Raw genomic sequence first — 15,157 nt, 5'->3', positions numbered from 1 at the left:
CCGATGTGATCGGAGTTCTCACACATCGCTGATCACCTGCCCATTCGACAGGATGTGGACCTTGTAGCCGCCAAAGATCTTCTGTGCTTCGCCGGCGGCGTAGAGCGCCTGGTAGGCCTCGTGCGGGATCAGTGCGTGGTTTTCGTAGCTGGACACGCCCTGGCGCGCGGCTTCCAGATCGTCGGTGTTGATGAAGAATTCCTGCGTCGTCTTCTCGCTGGAAAACAGCCCCTTGCGGCCGGGCTTTTCGCCCTTGGAATAGACCTCCTGGATGGTCCAGGTCAGCAGCCAGGCGTTTTCCGGCTTGCGCACCTTGGCCAGCACTTCGGTCACCGTCGAATTGTTGTCGGTAATGCCGGCCGAATAGAAGGGGCCGAGCACGACACGGCGCAACTGCTTGGGGTGCAGCGGCTCGAAATCCTTGTCGAGATTGACGGCAATGGTCGCCGGCGACAGCGTGTAGGCGGAGTTCTTCTCGGTGAAATCGTCGAAACGGTGGGCAAGCTCGGGATTGAGCAGGCCGTCGACCGGCAGCGGGATGTCGACCTTGTCGTTGAGCTTGCCGTTCTTGTCGACGAGCTGGCGGACCATGTTCTCGGAGGAATCCTCCACCGTCACCATGTAGACCAGCGGCAGGTTGGCGCTGCCGTCGAAACTCGCCCAATGGACGAGGTAGTAGGGCAGGGCCGTCTTGGGATTGACCGACACCTTGGCCGTCTGCGCCAGCGTGAACGGCCCAAAAGTCTGCTCGCTCTTGACGTCCTCGAGATAGAGCCGCTCGGCCATCGACTTCTGCAGCGCCTCGGGGAATTCCTTGTGGCGCAGGATGAAGTCGGCCATCTCCTCGCGCAGCTCGCCGGCCAGCGGGATGTTGGCAAGGCGCGCATCGGCCTGGCGGCGGTCGTTTTCCAGTTCCAGCAGGTTCTGGAAGACGGGAAAACCGCTTTCGGCGCGCGAAATGCGGAACGTGTCCATGAAGCCCAGCCGGTTGCGCCAGCAGCCAAAGGACTTGTCGAGCCGGGCGATATATTCGGCAACGATCTTGGCGACGATGCCGTGCCGGTAAAGCGGCGAGCGGTCGTCGCGCATGAACACTTCAAGGCCGCTGAGCGCGGCCGTGATTGCCGAGAAATACCGCGCCGCCGCGTCGTTTTCGGGGGTCATTCTGTCAGCCCTGGGATTGTCGCACCGGTGCGCGCGGCAATTATGACTGCACGTAGTTGGCCGAATTGTGCTTCTTCAGCACCTCGTCGAAGCGCCGCGCAAAGGCATCGTCGGCGAGCTTCTTGCGGCGCTGGATGTCGGCGCTGGCGACCATGTTCTTCTCGTGCATTTCGAGGAGATCGCCAATGTGCTTCTGCGAGGCGGCGCCAATGCCGGCCATGGTTTCTTCCGCCGTGTTGTCGACCTGGCTGCCCAGCGTGTTGATCTTGTGGGCAACATCCTGCTGGGCTGCGGTCTTCAGCGAATCTTCCAGCGCCTTGTAGAGCACGATGCGCTGCTCGGTGTCGATGGTCAGCTTGTTGATCAGCGTCGACTGCGCGGCGATCTGGTTGTTGAGCGAATCGACGAAGGTCTGGAACATCGAGGTGTAGCGCTCGAGCGTCTGGCTTTCAGCCAGCAGTTCCTGCTCCTTGGCCTGCTTTTCATTGTATTCGGTGGCGAGCTTGGAGCGCTCGCCCTCAAGCTGGGTGCGGTCCTTCTGGCTGGTCGAGGCGGCGATCTTGTTCTCGATGTCGAGCAACATCGGATTGAGCTCCTCGATGCGCTTCTGCACGGCTTCGAGGTTCGACATGGTGGTCTTGCGGCGCTCGATCACCTGCGACAGGCTGGCCTCGGAGGTCTTGTAGCGCTGGTCGAGGACCTCTTTCTGCGCCTTCAGGATGCCGACGATGGTGTCGGACTTGGCCAGAAGTTCCTGCAGATTGCCGGCCAGCGACATGTTGCGGACGCGGTCGGTGCGCATGCGCTGCTTGCGCTGTGCCGAAAAGACGCCGACGAAGTTTTCCCAGCCGGTGTAGTTCTTCATGCTCTCGAACTCGGCGCCGAAGACGTTGGTGGCGTCCTCCAGGCCGATGATCAGGTCGGCAATGTTGCCTTCCATCACCTTCTGCTGCTTCAACACATCCTCGATGCGGGCATTCTCGATGTCGAAATTGGCGTCGCCGATCTTCTTGTCAGCGGTGGCGAGCGTATCGAGCACGGTGCCGGACTGCTCGATCTTGGTGCGCATGTCCTGGACGACCTGCTTGGTCTTGGCAATTTCGGCATCGAAATTCTGCAATGTCGCCATAGGGGCCTCCCGCTTCGGCTTCCGGTCGCTGGCTGCGAACAGCGGCGAATATATGTGGGGCTTCCGGGGATTGAAAGACGTGAAGACAAGGGCGGCGTGAAAACAAAAGAATCCGCCAAGGCCTTGAAAGACAATGCAGGTGGGGTCATGGCGTGATTAGCCGGCCGATCGGAACTAGTTCAACTGCCGTTGAACTTTCATGCCAGCAAAACAGTCAGCCACCGCCGGCGCGGAAATGCTGAATTCGACAGGGAATTGAACCGGTTGCAGGCGAGCATATCAGTCGAAGCCTGCCGCACCGACGCGCACTCAGGGCTTCGGATCGGCCTTCAGATAGGCGATGACATTGGCGATGTCGTCATCATTCGTCAGGCCACCAAAAGCCATTTTGTTGCCGGGAACCTTGAGCTTGGGTGCCCTGAGATATTCGGTGAGATTTGCCTCGTCCCAGACGAGACCGGCAGCGCCCGCACTCTTCATGGCTTCGGAATAATGGCCAAGGAAGCTCTCGGCTGTGCCGGCGGTGCGTCCGACCACACCCTTCAGATGCGGGCCGACCTTGTCGCGGTCGGTGGCCGCCTCATGGCAGGCCACGCAGCGGTTGAAGACGTGCTTGCCTTGCACCGGGTCGTCGCCGGCATGGGCGGCAATGGAAGTGGCAATGAGAAGAAGGCTGGCTGAGGAAACGGCTCGAAGCATGGCTGACCCCGGAGAGCTCTGGCTGACGGCCTTATAGGGCCGAGGCCTTAACAAACGCTGCACCGTGGCGAGTGGGGGCCGGTCGCACCCAATCCCGTGCGGAGACGATGATCTCAGGCTTGCTGTGCGAGGTCGCGGCGCAGGAAATCATGCAGCCGATCGACCGCCGGCGTGCTCGACAGCGGGTTGCGCAGGATGCCGATTTCGAGATCCGGCAGCACGGGAAGCCCTTCATTGCCGCCGATGATGCGCAGCGATGGCGGTACGCTGCGCTGCGCCAGACCGGCGACGGCGAGTCCGGCCTGCACGACCGCGATCAGGCCAAGCAAGGAGGCGCTGGAATAGGTGCAACGGTAAGACCGGTCAGCTTCGCCAAGCGCCTGCAGGACATTCATCCTGGCGGCACAGCCGGGCTCGAACAGGGCGACAGGCAAGGGATCGGTCTGCCAGGCGACATGGTTCGGCGAGGCGACCCAGACGAAACGCTCAAGCCGGATGACGTCGAGCGGCTGGTCCGGCAAGCGAGTGACGATCGCCAGGTCGAGCCGTCCTTCCGCCAGGGTTTTCACCAGCGCGGTCGACTGTTCGCAGATCAGTTCCACCGTCACCAGCGGGTGGTCCTCGGCAAAACGCGATAGCACAGGTGGCAGAAGGAAGGCGGCATAGTCGTCCGGCACGCCAAGGCGCACGCTGCCCGTCTCCTTCGGTCGCGTGACACTCGCCCAGGCCTCATCCGACAGCTTCAGCAGCCGGCGCGCATAGATGAGAAAATCCTCGCCGATGGCGTTGGGGGTAACCGTTCTCGGTCCGCGCACCAGAAGCTGGTTGCCCACCATCTCCTCCAGCCGCTGCATCTGCATGCTGACCGCCGACTGGCTGCGGCCGACCCGAGGTGCCGCATTGGACAGGCTGCCGCTCTCGACGACGGCGACGAAGGTTTTCAAGAGATTGAGGTCAAGCGGAGCAGCCATGGTGCTATCAGCATATCGAATAGCTTGCTCCAAATCTATTCGCTTGTTTGAAAGCTATACTGGTGGCCAGATGGGTTCGCCCGTCTGGGGGATTTTCGATGAAGGACCTGCCAACTTCCCGTTTTCCGGCCGCGAGCCTGGCCTTGGCGATGATGATTGCCGGCACGGTTGGCGCCTTTGTCACGGAAGCCGGGCTTCATCCCGTGACGATCGTGTTCTGGCGCTGCGTGTTCGGCGCCATGTTCCTCGGCGCATGGTGCCTGCTCCGGGGCTACCTGCCGGACAGGACGCTGTCGCCGTCCCGCCTCGCGCTGGCTGCACTTGCCGGCGCTTGCATGGTGCTGAGCTGGACGGCCTTCTTCGCCGGCTTCGCCATGACGTCGATCGCCACGACGACGATCGTCTATCACGTGCAGCCGTTCTTCGTCGTCATCATCGGGGTGGTCTTCCTCAAGGAGCGCATCTCGCTCGACCAGATGCTTTGGATGCTTGGCGCGTTCCTTGGCGTCGTGCTGGCCAGCGGCCTGGTGGTTTCGCATGCGCAGGCCAGTGCGGCATGGGCGCTGGGCATCGCGCTGACGCTGGTCGCCGCGCTGCTCTACGCGGTGGCGACGATCCTCGCCAAGGGCCTGGGCCAGCAGCGCGCCGAGGTCACCGTGCTTTGCCAGACGATCATCGGGATCGTCATGCTCGCGCCCTTCGCCGGCATCGGCCAGCATGTTCCGGCGCATTCATGGGGCTGGCTGGTCAGCATCGGCGTGCTGCACACCGGCATTGCCTATGTGCTAATGAACTCGGCCTTTCCGCGCCTGACGACGCCGGTGATCGGCATCATCACCTTCATCTATCCGGTCGTTGCCATCATCATCGACTGGGCAGTCTATGGGCATCCGCTCGGGCCGGCGCAGGCAGCCGGCATGGCGCTGATCGCCTTGGCGACGCTCGGTGTCCGGCTGGGCTGGCGGTTTCCGCTGAGGCGTGTCTCGGCGGCCTGAGGCGGATCGCCGCTCAAGATGGTCAGGATTTCATGAAGCCGATGAAATCGTCGGGCGCGGCGCGGCCCATTTCTTCTTCCCAGTGACGGCGGCAGAGCGAAACATAGACATCCTTGCCGATCGCCACCTGTTCGCCCTGGCGGGCCACCTTGCCATCGGCGCCGAGGCGCACGACCATCGTCGCCTTGCGGCCGCAGCGGCAGATGGTGCGCACCTCGCGCAGATCGTCGGCGATCGCCAGCAGCGCGCGCGAGCCGGAAAACAGCTTGCCCTGGAAATCGGTGCGCAGGCCGTAGCACATGACCGGGATGTTCAGCCGGTCGGCGATGCGGGCCAATTGCCAGACCTGCTCCTCCTCGAGGAACTGCGCCTCGTCGACGAAGACGCAATGCACCGTCGTATGGTCGTGATGTTCGGCGACGCGGGCGAACAAATCGTCGCCGTCGCGGAACATCTCCGCCTCGGTCTCCAGTCCGATGCGCGACGAGATCAGGCCGCTGTCGCCCTTGCGGTAGTGGCCGGCGACGAACAGCATCGTCGTCATGCCGCGCTCGCGATAATTATACGAGGCCTGCAAGAGCATCGTCGTCTTGCCGGCATTCATCGTTGCGTAGTTGAAGTAGAGCTTGGCCATGCCGCTCTTTTAAGCCGACTTGGCCCAAAGCGGGGAGGGGCCGCCGCGGCATTCCCCTGAAAAAGCCGGCTCGCCGCTGAAAAAGATAAGCGGCGTGACAAAAGCGTCAGCCGTGTCGCTGATTGGCCATTCCGCGCCGTTGATCGTGATTGCCTTAACGCTTGAAACTACACCAGAATGGTGTTTGGCTGACGAAACAAGGCGGGCAGAGAAACCGTACCTACGCTTCGCCAAAGAATCACAATGGGAGACTGTCTATGTCGCGTATGAATTCCTTCGTCGCCGGCCTCGGCCTGGCGGCTCTGTTGTCCACGAGCGCCGCCTTCGCCGGTGACGCCGAAAGCTGCAAGACCGTGCGGCTTTCCGATGTCGGCTGGACCGACATCCAGGCCACCACCGGCCTCGCCTCGGTGCTGCTCACCGCGCTCGGCTACGAGCCGAAGGTGATCCAGCTGTCGGTGCCGGTGACCATGGCTTCGCTGAAGAACAAGGACCTTGACGTCTTTCTCGGCAACTGGATGCCGTCGATGACCAACGACATCAAGGATTACACCGCCGATGGCTCGGTCGAGACCATCAGCACGAACCTGACCGGCGCCGGCTACGGCATCGTCGTGCCGACCTATGTCGCCGACGCCGGCGTCAAGTCGCTGACCGACCTTGGCAAGTTCAAGGACAAGTTCAACGGCAAGATCTACGGCATCGAAGCCGGCAATGACGGCAACCGCATCATCCTCGATATGATCAAGAACCCGAAGGACAATCTCGAGGGCTTCGAGCTGGTCGAATCCTCGGAGGCCGGCATGCTGACGCAGGCCGAGCAGTCGATGAAGAACAATGAGTGGATCGCCTTCCTCGGCTGGACGCCGCATCCGGTGATGGGCGCCATGAAGATCACCTATCTCGACGGCATGGGCGACAGCGGCTTCGGCGCGGCCACCGTGTTCACCAACGTGCGCAAGGGCTACACCACCGAATGCCCGAATGCCGGCAAGTTCATCGCCAACCTGAAGTTCAATCTGGACATGGAAGGCCAGATGATGGACGCGATCCTCAAGGGCGCTGACGCTCAGACGGTCGCCACCGACTGGCTGAAGAAGAATCCGGACGCGGTCAAGCCATGGATCGCCGGCGTGACCACCTTCGACGGCGGCGACGCCGCGGCGGCCGTCAAGACCGCGCTCGGAAGCTGAGCCGACTTCGCATCCGGCATGACCGGATGAAGATGGGCAGCCGTTTGACAAAGGGCTGCCCTTTTTCACATCCTGTGACAAGATGACGTTGCGACAGCGCGGGGCCGAAGGCAGAGCTCCGGTGGAAGAGGGGTGACATGGATCCGATTTCCAAATTCATGGTCGATCACAAGATCCCGATCGGCGCCTGGGGAAAGTCCTTTTTCGGTTTCCTGACCGACAATTTCGACACCATTTTCAGGGCCTTCTCCAACGGCCTGAATTTCATCCTCGACGGGCTGGTCGACCTCCTGTTGTTGGTGCCGCCGGTGCTGCTGGCGCTGGTCATCGCTGTTATCGCCTGGCTGCTGCAGCGCTCGCGGCCGCTCGCCATCGGCGTCTTTCTCGGCCTGATCTTCATCATCAACCAGAACCTGTGGAAGCAGACCGTGCAGACGCTGGTGCTGGTCGTCGCCGCCGCCGCCATGGCCATGGCCATCGGCGTGCCGCTCGGCATCTGGGCGGCGCACAAGCCGAAGGTCTACCGCATCATGCTGCCGGTGCTCGATCTGATGCAGACGCTGCCGACCTTCGTCTACCTGATCCCGGTCTTGACCCTGTTCGGCCTCGGCAACGCGCCCGGCCTCATCGTCACCATCATCTTCGTCATCCCGACCGCGGTCAGGCTCACCCATCTCGGCGTCGTCTCGGTGCCGAAGTCGATCATCGAGGCCGGCGAGGCGTTCGGCGCCACCAAGAGCCAGCTGTTGTGGAAGGTGGAGCTGCCATCGGCGCTGCCCACCATCATGGCGGGTCTGACGCAATCGATCATGCTGTCGCTGTCGATGGTGGTGTTCGCGGCCCTCATCGGCGCCGGTGGGCTGGGCACCGAGATCAACCGCGCGCTCGGCTCGCGCCGCATCGATCTCGGGCTTGAGGCGGGCCTCGCCATCGTCGTGCTGGCCATCGTGCTCGACCGAATGACCCGCATTGGCGTTGGAGGCAAGAAATGACCGTCGCCGTCGATTTCAAGAACGTCGATATCGTCTTCGGCGCCGACCAGGCCGGCTCGCTGGCGATGATCGACAAGGGCGCCACGCGCGCCGAAATCCTGGAGAAGACCGGCAATGTGCTGGGCTGCGCCGGCGCCAGCCTGACCGTGCACGAGGGCGAGATCTCGGTGCTGATGGGCCTGTCGGGCTCCGGCAAGTCGACGCTGCTTCGAGCCGTCAACCGGCTCAACGTGGTGTCGCGCGGCCAGGTGCTGGTCAAGGACGGCGACAAGATCGTCGACGTCGTCACCTGCGACGAGCCGACCTTGCGGCGCTTGCGCCAGAAGCAGGTGGCCATGGTGTTCCAGCAGTTCGGCCTGCTGCCATGGCGCACGGTGGAGGAGAATGTCGGCCTCGGCCTCGAACTCGCCGGTGTTCCGGAAGCTGAGCGCAAGGAGCGCGTCCATCGCCAGCTCAAGCTGGTCAATCTCGACCAGTGGTCGAAGAAATACGCGCATGAGCTGTCGGGCGGCATGCAGCAGCGCGTCGGCCTGGCGCGGGCCTTTGCCACCGAGGCGCCGATCCTGTTGATGGATGAGCCGTTCTCGGCGCTCGACCCGCTGATCCGCACCAAGCTTCAGGATGAGTTGCTGCAGCTGCAGGCCGAGCTGAAGAAGACCATCATCTTCGTCAGCCATGACCTGGAAGAGGCGCTGAAGATCGGCAGCCACATCACCATCATGGAGGGCGGGCGCATCGTCCAGACCGGCGCGCCGGAAGACATCGTGCTGCGCCCCGCCAATGACTACGTCCGCGACTTCATCGCCAATGTGAATCCGCTCTCGGTGCTGACCGCCTGGAACGTCATGCGCGACCGCCGCGACCTCGAACACGGCGACAATGGTTGGGTGTGGCTCGACCGGCGCAAGACGACGCGCTTCAAGATCGACGATCACGGCCTTGTGGCTGCCGCGGAACGCGACGGCAAGCCGGCGGTGTGGGTGTCCTGCGCCGATGTCGAGGCCCAGTCGGAGGAAGCAGCGCAAGTGTTCTGGGCCAATCCCGGCACGTCGCTGAAAACCGTGATGCTGGCCATGCACCGTTCGCAGACCGCACCGGTGGCGCTGTTCGACGAACAGTCCCGCTTCGTCGGGGCCATCGGCATCAGGGATGTGCTGAGCGCGGTGTTGAGAAGGTAGGCGGTTCAGGCCGCCAGCGGTAGGCGCAGCTCGGTCAGCAGCCCGCCGTCGGGATGGTTGGACAGGCGGATCTCGCCGCCGGCGGCGCGCGCGATGTTGCGGGCGATGGTGAGTCCCAGGCCGAGGCCGCCGGTCTGGCGGTTGCGGGACTGTTCGAGGCGCACGAAGGAGCCGAACACGGCATCGATCTGGGCCTGCGGTATGCCGGGTCCTTCGTCGCGGATGGTGAGCGTGATCGTACCGTCCGAGCGGTGCAGGCTCAGATGCGCCTTCTTGCCGTAAGTGACGGCGTTCTGCACCAGATTGGTGACGCAGCGCCTGAGCGCCACCGGCCGCGCCATGCAGATCAGGCCGCGCGAACGGGTGTCGTCATTGTCGAACGAGACCTCCGGATAGGGGTCGGCGATCGATTCCACGAACGACCAGAAGTCGATGCGCTCGGCTTTCTCCTCGTTCACCTCGAAAGTGGCGAAGTCGATCACCGAGCTGGCGATGCTCTCGACATCGGCGAGATCGTGCGCCAGCGCCTCGCGGACCGCCGATTTGCGCAACAGTTCGAGCCGCAGCCGCATGCGCGTCATCGGCGTGCGCAAATCATGCGCAAGTGCTGCGGCAAGATGTTCGCGGTCCTCGACATATTCGCGCAACCTCGTCTGCATGGCGTTGATCGCCCTGGCGGCGGCCCGCACCTCGCGGCTGCCCGATTCGGTGATCGGCGGGCTCTTCAAATCCTTGCCGATCCGGTTCACGGCGGTTTCCATCATCCGGTAGGGCGCGGTCAGCCGGCGCAGCGACCAGATCGACATGATCACCACCAGGCCGGCGATCAGCGAATAGAGCGGCAGGCTGTCGAAGCTCAGGATCGGGCCGACCGGCGTAATCGGCTCGGTGAAGTTCAGCCACTGGCCGTCGGCGAAGCGCAAGGAAGCCGTCAGCTTGTCGCTCTGGGCGAAATTGGCGGCGAGCACCAGGAGGTCGCGCTCGACCTGGCCGATGTCGGGGCCGGATACGGTGCTGGCGTCGTCGGCCTCGCGCGTCGCCGGATCGCGCCGCACGCGCGCGTCGGTGACGCCGAACTTCGACAGCCGGCCAACGAGGATATCCTCGAGTTCGGCCAGTTCGTCGTCGCCGGCGATCGAGGAGGTGACGGCGGGCGTGTCCGAGACGGTAAGCGCGTAGGTCGAGTTGAACAGGCCCGCCGCGGTTGCCTTGCGCTCTTCCGGCGTGGCGCCGCTCATCAGCTGCACCAAAGAGAAGGCGCGGTCGTTGAGCCGGTAGAGGTCGACCACGTCGTTGGCGACGGCGCGGTCGCGCGACACGATATAGAGGGTCGCGACCTGGCTGATCAGAAGGCCGGCAATGACGATCAGCAGCACCCAGGCAGGCAAGGTCTGCGGCAGGAGACGTTTCATTCGGAGGTCGTCTCGGGCAGGAACTGGTAGCCGCCGCTGCGCACCGTCAGGATCAGTTTCGGCGTTTTTGGGTCATCTTCCATCTTGCGCCGCAGCCGGCTGACCAGGATGTCGATGCTGCGGTCGAAGGAATAGTCGCTGTCGCCGCCGGAGAGTTCGATGAGCTGGTCGCGGGTCAGCACGCGCTGGGCGCTCTTGACGAAGGTCTGCAGCAGGTTGAATTCGGCCATGGTGAGCTCGACCCTGACATCGTCGGGCGCCGTCAGCCGGCGCCGCGAACAGTCCATCGTCCAGCCGGCGAAACGGTAGATCTGCTTGGCGGTGGCGCGCTTCGGCTCGGCGGCACCATTGCGCCGCAGCACGGCACGGATGCGCGCCAGGAGTTCGCGCGGATCGAAGGGCTTGGGCACATAGTCGTCGGCGCCCATTTCCAGGCCGACGACGCGGTCGGTGGTCTCGGTGACGGCGGTCAGCATGATGATCGGCGTCGAGTACTGGGCGCGCAGATCGCGGCACAGTTCCAGCCCGCTCTTGCCGGGCAACATCACGTCGAGCACGATGAGGTCCACCTGCGCGCGGCGCAGGACGGCCTCCATCTCGGTACCGTCCGCGGCAACCGAAGTGTGCAGCCCCCGCTTCTGGAAGAATTCCTGAAGCAGGTCGCGGATGCCCTTGTCGTCGTCGACGATCAGTATGTGTGCGTCGGATTTCACGAGGTGCCCTGTCTCGATTGCCGGCCAAGTCATTCCTGGCAGGTGAGCCACACGATAGAATTCGGGCCATATGTTGGCCAGTGCCTTGCTTTTCAAGGGAGAACGAATTCGGCCTTCTCCACATGGAAAGCCATGACCGTGCCGGAGCTCTTTGTTTCCATGCGTGTCGGTTCCCAAAACCGGGAGCCCTTTTGGACGATACGCATCAGGCGGCGGGACAGACACAATCCAGAAACAAAATTCTACAATTGGGAAAAACTCCTGAAAAGGTAGGGCGGCATAACCGTGTCGTGGCGGTCAGATTACCGGCTGCGACGCAAATCTCCGGGTTCACGGAAAAACCGATGCCAGGCTTGTCGATCAGTTTGTTGGGTGCGTTGCTGGGCCTTGGCCTGGTCACTGCCGCTGTTGGACAATCGGACGCAAAGGCGCCGCTCACCCGGAGCGAACGGTGCGCCAATCTCAGCCACCAATTTGATGAAGCCCTCGAAACCCATGCCACGGCAACGCAGGTCACCGCGGCAAAGGCACTTCAGAGAAAGGGCAACCGGTACTGCGCCGCCAAGAAACAGGCACAGGGCATCCGGATGCTCGCCAACGCTTTGAAGCTGCTTGGAGTGACACCGAACGACCCGGTCCAGTGACACTCAACTTGACCCGCATAAAAAGGAAATGAAGCCATGAAAAAGTCCATCCTCTCCGCCACCGGTCTCGCCGTCGCTCTGGCTTTCGCGATGCCCGCTCTCGGCAACGCTGCTGCCACCACGACCGCTGCTCCGGCTGCTTCGACCACGACGACCACCACCGCTCCGGCTGCTGACGCCACCGCCAAGCCCCCGGTGAAGAAGGTCGTCAAGAAGGTCAAGCACAAGAAGGCTCCTGCCAAGAAGCCCGTGAAGAAGGCCACGGACAAGGCCATGGACAAGGTTGCTCCGAAGAAGAAGCCCTGATCAGCTTCGAGGTCAGTTCTAGCAAGGCCGTTCCAGCCGTAACCGGCTGGGGCGGCCTTCTGCCGAATGTATGGTCGAACTGAATACCCGGCGCCTTCCAGCCGTGCATCTCGATCGTGTTTAACCCGTTTGCAACGCCGGTCATGTAAGACAATCCGCATGAAGAAGCGGCTTTCGTCCATATTACGTTCGATGGTGATCGGCGGCCTGGTTGCAACCGGTGTCGCCAGGGTGCTGATTCTGCTCACCGCCAGCCCCGTGCCCGACCCCGCCAGTGGCCGCACCGAGCCCTCGCTGTTCGCGCCGATAATTTCCAGCAATTGGGACTACATCACACCTGTCCAGGCGTGGTTGCTGATCGTGCTTCTTGCCGTGACGCTGATCTGCGTTGCCGGATGGCCGATCGCGGCCTGGATGGAACGCCGGGCGGATGCCGGCGCGAACCGCCGCATCTTCGGCCGCCAGGGCCGTTGAACGGCGCTCGACAATTTCCCACATGATTGTGATTGACCGGGCCGCCCCGCCGGCGGTCCGCCTGCCAATCAAAATGGACGATCGCTGCCGCCCGTGGCAAAATAGCGGGTGAAGCCCGATCGCGAAACTGTCGGTTCCGATGCCAGAAATCACCACAAAACCGCGAACCAAGGTCAAGCCGCAGACCGAGCGGCCCAAGCTCTACAAGGTCATCCTCATCAATGACGATTTCACGCCGCGCGAATTCGTCGTCACGGTGCTGAAGGGCGAGTTCAAGCTCAGCGAGGACCAGGCGCACCGCATCATGATCACCGCACACCGGCGCGGCGTCTGCGTGGTCGCGGTCTTCACCAAGGATGTCGCCGAGACCAAGGCGACACGGGCCACCGACGCCGGCAAGGCCAAGGGCTACCCGCTGCTGTTCACGACCGAGCCGGAGGAGTGAGTGATCGCTTCGCCGCAGGCGAATTCATCGTGCCAGTGGCACGATGAAAGGTCTTGAACGCTGGGGAGTTGCCGCAGGCACCGGGGCCCCGGCAGACGCCGTTTGACGTAGAGCGCCGACGAGATTCTCACCGCCCCTCGCGGTACCACATCGAGCCCATCGCCAGGAGTAGCAGGCCGAGGCCGAGGAAGCCGCCGAACAGCGGCACGCGCGACACCGCCTTGAGCACGCTGTCGTCGGTGGGGCGCAGGCCGATCCAGTCGCTGCCGGAGGCCTCGCCGGACGAGCGCACCGGCACGATGGACGGCAGGGTCACGTCGCTGCCCAGGGCCGTCGATGACGCCAGCCGGCGCACGCCGCCGCCGGTGGCTTCCGCCGGCGCCTTCAGCCGGTTTTCGGTGGAGATGACGTCGGCGAATTCCGGCGCATTGACCGGTCCGACATGGGCGAGCGCGGTGAGATCGCCGTTGGCGACCTGGAAGAGGCCGATCTCGCTGGTCTGGACGCTGCCGAGGAAGACGCCGGGCTCGGATTTATCGAGCTTGACGGTCACCGTCTTGCCCGACGGGGTGATGATCTGTGCGGGGCCGGGATCGTCGGCCATGGTCTGGCGGCGGATCTCCAGCACCATGCCGCGGCCGTCGGCGGTCAGCCGCTCTTCCTCGAGCTCCGGCTCCTTCATCAGCCAGTGGGCGATGCGCCTGTAGAGCTGGACATGCGGACCGCCGCCCTCGAAGCCGCGCGCCCACAGCCAGCCCTGGTCGGACAGAAGCATGCCGACACGGCCTTCGCCCTTGCGGTCGAGCAGCAGCAGCGGCCGGTTGTCGGCCCCCTTCATCACCACCTCGCCTTGCGGATTCTGCACGCCTATGGTGCGGAACCAGCGGCTCCAGTGCGGTGGCTCGGTGCTCGAACCGTCGAGGCCGCGCGTCACCGGATGACGCTGGCCGAGATCGGTGAGGCGCGGGTAGAAGGCCTTTTCGACCACTTCGCCGGTCGGCATGGCCGGCAGGGCCGACATCAGCGGCGTGCGCGCGATAGAAGCCTCGCCGGCATATTCGGGGCCGGCGGCGATGAGCAGGGCGCCGCCCTTTTCGACATATTCGGAGATGTAGTCGTAATAGAGGATCGGCAGCACGTCGCGGTGCTGGTAGCGGTCGAAGATGATGAGGTCGAAATCCTTGATCTTCTCGACGAACAGTTCGCGCGTCGGGAAGGCGATCAGCGACAATTCGTTGATCGGCGTGCCGTCCTGCTTTTCCGGCGGCCGCAGAATGGTGAAGTGGACGAGATCGACCGAGGCGTCGGATTTCAACAGATTGCGCCAGGTGCGCTCGCCCGCATGCGGTTCGCCCGAAACGAGCAGCACGCGCAAATTCTCGCGGATGCCGTCGACCAGCGCGATGGCGCGGTTGTTGGTGTCGGTGAGTTCGCTGGGTTCGCGGTCGATGGCGAGTTCGATGATGTTGCGCCCGGCGCCCGGAATGGTCACCTGCAGCGGCATGGCCTGGCCGACGGTGGCATGCTCGACCGAGACTTGTTCGCCATTGACCGAGACGCGCACGTCGACCGGGCCGGCCTCGTTTTCCGTCGAGATGACGCGGTAGGTCATGTCGAGCGGCTTGCCGACGATGCCGAAACGCGGCGCGTTCTCGAAGCGGATGCGGCGGTCCTTTTCGTGATCGTTGCCGGTGATCAAGGCGTGCAGCGGCGCGTTGAAGTCGGGCGCGCCCGGGGGCGCGTCATGCACCTCGCCATCGGTGATCATGATGGCGCCGCCGATGCGAGACGGCGGCACGTCGCGGAAGGCGCCTTCCAGCGCGCCGAACAGCCGCGTTTCGGTACGCTCCTCGGCGGCATCGGATTTGCCGGCCTCGACGACGCGGACGTCGAATTGCTTGAAGCGGCCTAGACGCTGCTGCAGCCCGGCCAGCGCCTCGTCGGTCTGCCTGGTGCGATCGCCGATGTCCTGGCTCTGGCTGCGGTCGACGATCAGCGCGACGACGCTCTTCAGCGGCTCGCGCTCCTCGTTGAGAAACACCGGATTGAACAGGGCGGCTGCGAGCGCCAGCAAAGCGACGAAGCGCAGGACACCGCCGCGCTGGCGAAACCACAGGCCGATAAGCGCCAGCAGCGCCAGCGGCACCAGCACGAGGGCCAGCAGCGGCCAGGAGATCAGCGGTTCGAAGGAGATCGACCAGTTCATTG

Annotated in this window: 16 protein-coding genes; 8 read left to right on the top strand and 8 right to left on the bottom strand. The window is 63.6% G+C overall.

The window, feature by feature from the left end:
* Positions 1-18: 18 nt before the first annotated feature.
* The 4 genes from MAFF_RS11890 to MAFF_RS11875 form a co-directional block, all read right to left on the bottom strand.
* Positions 19-1,164, bottom strand: a complete 1,146-nt coding sequence (locus MAFF_RS11890) for a hypothetical protein (protein ID WP_010911156.1) — start codon at positions 1,162-1,164, stop codon at positions 19-21.
* 40 nt (positions 1,165-1,204) lie between these two features.
* A complete protein-coding gene (locus MAFF_RS11885) occupies positions 1,205-2,293 on the bottom strand; it encodes a hypothetical protein (RefSeq protein WP_010911155.1) in 1,089 nt (362 codons plus the stop codon).
* Between the two features lie 309 nt (positions 2,294-2,602).
* On the bottom strand, positions 2,603-2,992 hold the full coding sequence (locus tag MAFF_RS11880; protein ID WP_010911154.1) for a c-type cytochrome: 390 nt from the start codon (positions 2,990-2,992) through the stop codon (positions 2,603-2,605).
* A 113-nt stretch (positions 2,993-3,105) separates the two neighbouring features.
* Complete coding sequence (locus tag MAFF_RS11875; RefSeq protein WP_010911153.1) at positions 3,106-3,963, bottom strand: LysR substrate-binding domain-containing protein; 858 nt, start codon at positions 3,961-3,963, stop codon at positions 3,106-3,108.
* A gap of 98 nt (positions 3,964-4,061) precedes the next feature.
* Between MAFF_RS11875 and MAFF_RS11870 the strand changes: the two genes are divergently transcribed.
* The gene (locus MAFF_RS11870; RefSeq protein WP_010911152.1) at positions 4,062-4,958 is read left to right on the top strand and encodes a DMT family transporter; all 897 of its coding nucleotides are present in this window, start codon (positions 4,062-4,064) and stop codon (positions 4,956-4,958) included.
* 22 nt (positions 4,959-4,980) lie between these two features.
* Here the strand turns inward: MAFF_RS11870 and MAFF_RS11865 are convergent, their stop codons facing one another.
* Positions 4,981-5,592 (bottom strand): thymidine kinase, encoded by a 612-nt coding sequence (locus MAFF_RS11865; protein WP_010911151.1) that lies wholly within the window; start codon positions 5,590-5,592, stop codon positions 4,981-4,983.
* A gap of 257 nt (positions 5,593-5,849) precedes the next feature.
* Between MAFF_RS11865 and MAFF_RS11860 the strand changes: the two genes are divergently transcribed.
* The 3 genes from MAFF_RS11860 (at position 5,850) to choV (ending at position 8,955) form a co-directional block, all read left to right on the top strand.
* Positions 5,850-6,785 (top strand): choline ABC transporter substrate-binding protein, encoded by a 936-nt coding sequence (locus MAFF_RS11860; RefSeq protein ID WP_032931443.1) that lies wholly within the window; start codon positions 5,850-5,852, stop codon positions 6,783-6,785.
* A gap of 137 nt (positions 6,786-6,922) precedes the next feature.
* Positions 6,923-7,777 (top strand): choline ABC transporter permease subunit, encoded by an 855-nt coding sequence (gene choW, locus MAFF_RS11855; RefSeq protein WP_044548278.1) that lies wholly within the window; start codon positions 6,923-6,925, stop codon positions 7,775-7,777.
* Positions 7,774-8,955 (top strand): choline ABC transporter ATP-binding protein, encoded by a 1,182-nt coding sequence (choV, locus tag MAFF_RS11850; RefSeq protein WP_010911148.1) that lies wholly within the window; start codon positions 7,774-7,776, stop codon positions 8,953-8,955. Before choW ends, choV begins: the two co-directional genes overlap by 4 nt.
* Positions 8,956-8,960: 5 nt before the next feature.
* On the opposite strand, the gene MAFF_RS11845 is transcribed toward choV, so the two are convergent.
* Positions 8,961-10,367 carry an ATP-binding protein gene (locus tag MAFF_RS11845; RefSeq protein WP_010911147.1) on the bottom strand — a complete coding sequence of 469 codons (1,407 nt, stop codon included), beginning with the start codon at positions 10,365-10,367 and terminating at the stop codon, positions 8,961-8,963.
* Positions 10,364-11,080: a response regulator gene (locus MAFF_RS11840; RefSeq protein ID WP_010911146.1), complete on the bottom strand. Its 717-nt coding sequence runs from the start codon at positions 11,078-11,080 to the stop codon at positions 10,364-10,366. The genes MAFF_RS11845 and MAFF_RS11840 overlap by 4 nt, the downstream gene beginning before the upstream one ends.
* Before the next feature lie 344 nt (positions 11,081-11,424).
* Here MAFF_RS11840 and MAFF_RS11835 point away from each other — a divergent pair, with 344 nt between their 5' ends.
* The 4 genes from MAFF_RS11835 to clpS all read left to right on the top strand — a co-directional run bounded on the left by MAFF_RS11835 (position 11,425) and on the right by clpS (position 12,949).
* Positions 11,425-11,724, top strand: a complete 300-nt coding sequence (locus MAFF_RS11835) for a hypothetical protein (RefSeq protein WP_032931440.1) — start codon at positions 11,425-11,427, stop codon at positions 11,722-11,724.
* A gap of 36 nt (positions 11,725-11,760) precedes the next feature.
* Complete coding sequence (locus MAFF_RS11830; protein ID WP_010911145.1) at positions 11,761-12,030, top strand: hypothetical protein; 270 nt, start codon at positions 11,761-11,763, stop codon at positions 12,028-12,030.
* Between the two features lie 159 nt (positions 12,031-12,189).
* Complete coding sequence (locus MAFF_RS11825; RefSeq protein ID WP_044548277.1) at positions 12,190-12,504, top strand: hypothetical protein; 315 nt, start codon at positions 12,190-12,192, stop codon at positions 12,502-12,504.
* A 139-nt stretch (positions 12,505-12,643) separates the two neighbouring features.
* Entirely contained in the window at positions 12,644-12,949 is a 306-nt protein-coding gene (clpS, locus tag MAFF_RS11820; protein WP_010911143.1) for an ATP-dependent Clp protease adapter ClpS, read from the top strand.
* Between the two features lie 127 nt (positions 12,950-13,076).
* On the opposite strand, the gene MAFF_RS11815 is transcribed toward clpS, so the two are convergent.
* A complete protein-coding gene (locus MAFF_RS11815) occupies positions 13,077-15,155 on the bottom strand; it encodes a membrane protein (RefSeq protein WP_010911142.1) in 2,079 nt (692 codons plus the stop codon).
* Between the last annotated feature and the right edge of the window lie 2 nt (positions 15,156-15,157).

It is taken from the genome of Mesorhizobium japonicum MAFF 303099 (assembly GCF_000009625.1).
GTDB classification, from domain to species: domain Bacteria; phylum Pseudomonadota; class Alphaproteobacteria; order Rhizobiales; family Rhizobiaceae; genus Mesorhizobium; species Mesorhizobium japonicum.
The sequence above is the reverse complement of the archived record's forward strand: the minus strand, read 5'-3'. Positions and strand labels throughout refer to the sequence as shown.

Excerpts from the sequence above, each read along its gene's own strand:
- MAFF_RS11890 (WP_010911156.1), bottom strand. The coding sequence starts at position 1,164 with ATGACCCCCGAAAACGACGCGGCGGCGCGGTATTTCTCGGCAATCACG.
- MAFF_RS11885 (WP_010911155.1), bottom strand. The coding sequence starts at position 2,293 with ATGGCGACATTGCAGAATTTCGATGCCGAAATTGCCAAGACCAAGCAG.
- MAFF_RS11880 (WP_010911154.1), bottom strand. The coding sequence starts at position 2,992 with ATGCTTCGAGCCGTTTCCTCAGCCAGCCTTCTTCTCATTGCCACTTCC.
- MAFF_RS11875 (WP_010911153.1), bottom strand. The coding sequence starts at position 3,963 with ATGGCTGCTCCGCTTGACCTCAATCTCTTGAAAACCTTCGTCGCCGTC.
- MAFF_RS11870 (WP_010911152.1), top strand. The coding sequence starts at position 4,062 with ATGAAGGACCTGCCAACTTCCCGTTTTCCGGCCGCGAGCCTGGCCTTG.
- MAFF_RS11865 (WP_010911151.1), bottom strand. The coding sequence starts at position 5,592 with ATGGCCAAGCTCTACTTCAACTACGCAACGATGAATGCCGGCAAGACG.
- MAFF_RS11860 (WP_032931443.1), top strand. The coding sequence starts at position 5,850 with ATGTCGCGTATGAATTCCTTCGTCGCCGGCCTCGGCCTGGCGGCTCTG.
- choW (WP_044548278.1), top strand. The coding sequence starts at position 6,923 with ATGGATCCGATTTCCAAATTCATGGTCGATCACAAGATCCCGATCGGC.
- choV (WP_010911148.1), top strand. The coding sequence starts at position 7,774 with ATGACCGTCGCCGTCGATTTCAAGAACGTCGATATCGTCTTCGGCGCC.
- MAFF_RS11845 (WP_010911147.1), bottom strand. The coding sequence starts at position 10,367 with ATGAAACGTCTCCTGCCGCAGACCTTGCCTGCCTGGGTGCTGCTGATC.
- MAFF_RS11835 (WP_032931440.1), top strand. The coding sequence starts at position 11,425 with ATGCCAGGCTTGTCGATCAGTTTGTTGGGTGCGTTGCTGGGCCTTGGC.
- MAFF_RS11830 (WP_010911145.1), top strand. The coding sequence starts at position 11,761 with ATGAAAAAGTCCATCCTCTCCGCCACCGGTCTCGCCGTCGCTCTGGCT.
- MAFF_RS11825 (WP_044548277.1), top strand. The coding sequence starts at position 12,190 with ATGAAGAAGCGGCTTTCGTCCATATTACGTTCGATGGTGATCGGCGGC.
- clpS (WP_010911143.1), top strand. The coding sequence starts at position 12,644 with ATGCCAGAAATCACCACAAAACCGCGAACCAAGGTCAAGCCGCAGACC.
- MAFF_RS11815 (WP_010911142.1), bottom strand. The coding sequence starts at position 15,155 with ATGAACTGGTCGATCTCCTTCGAACCGCTGATCTCCTGGCCGCTGCTG.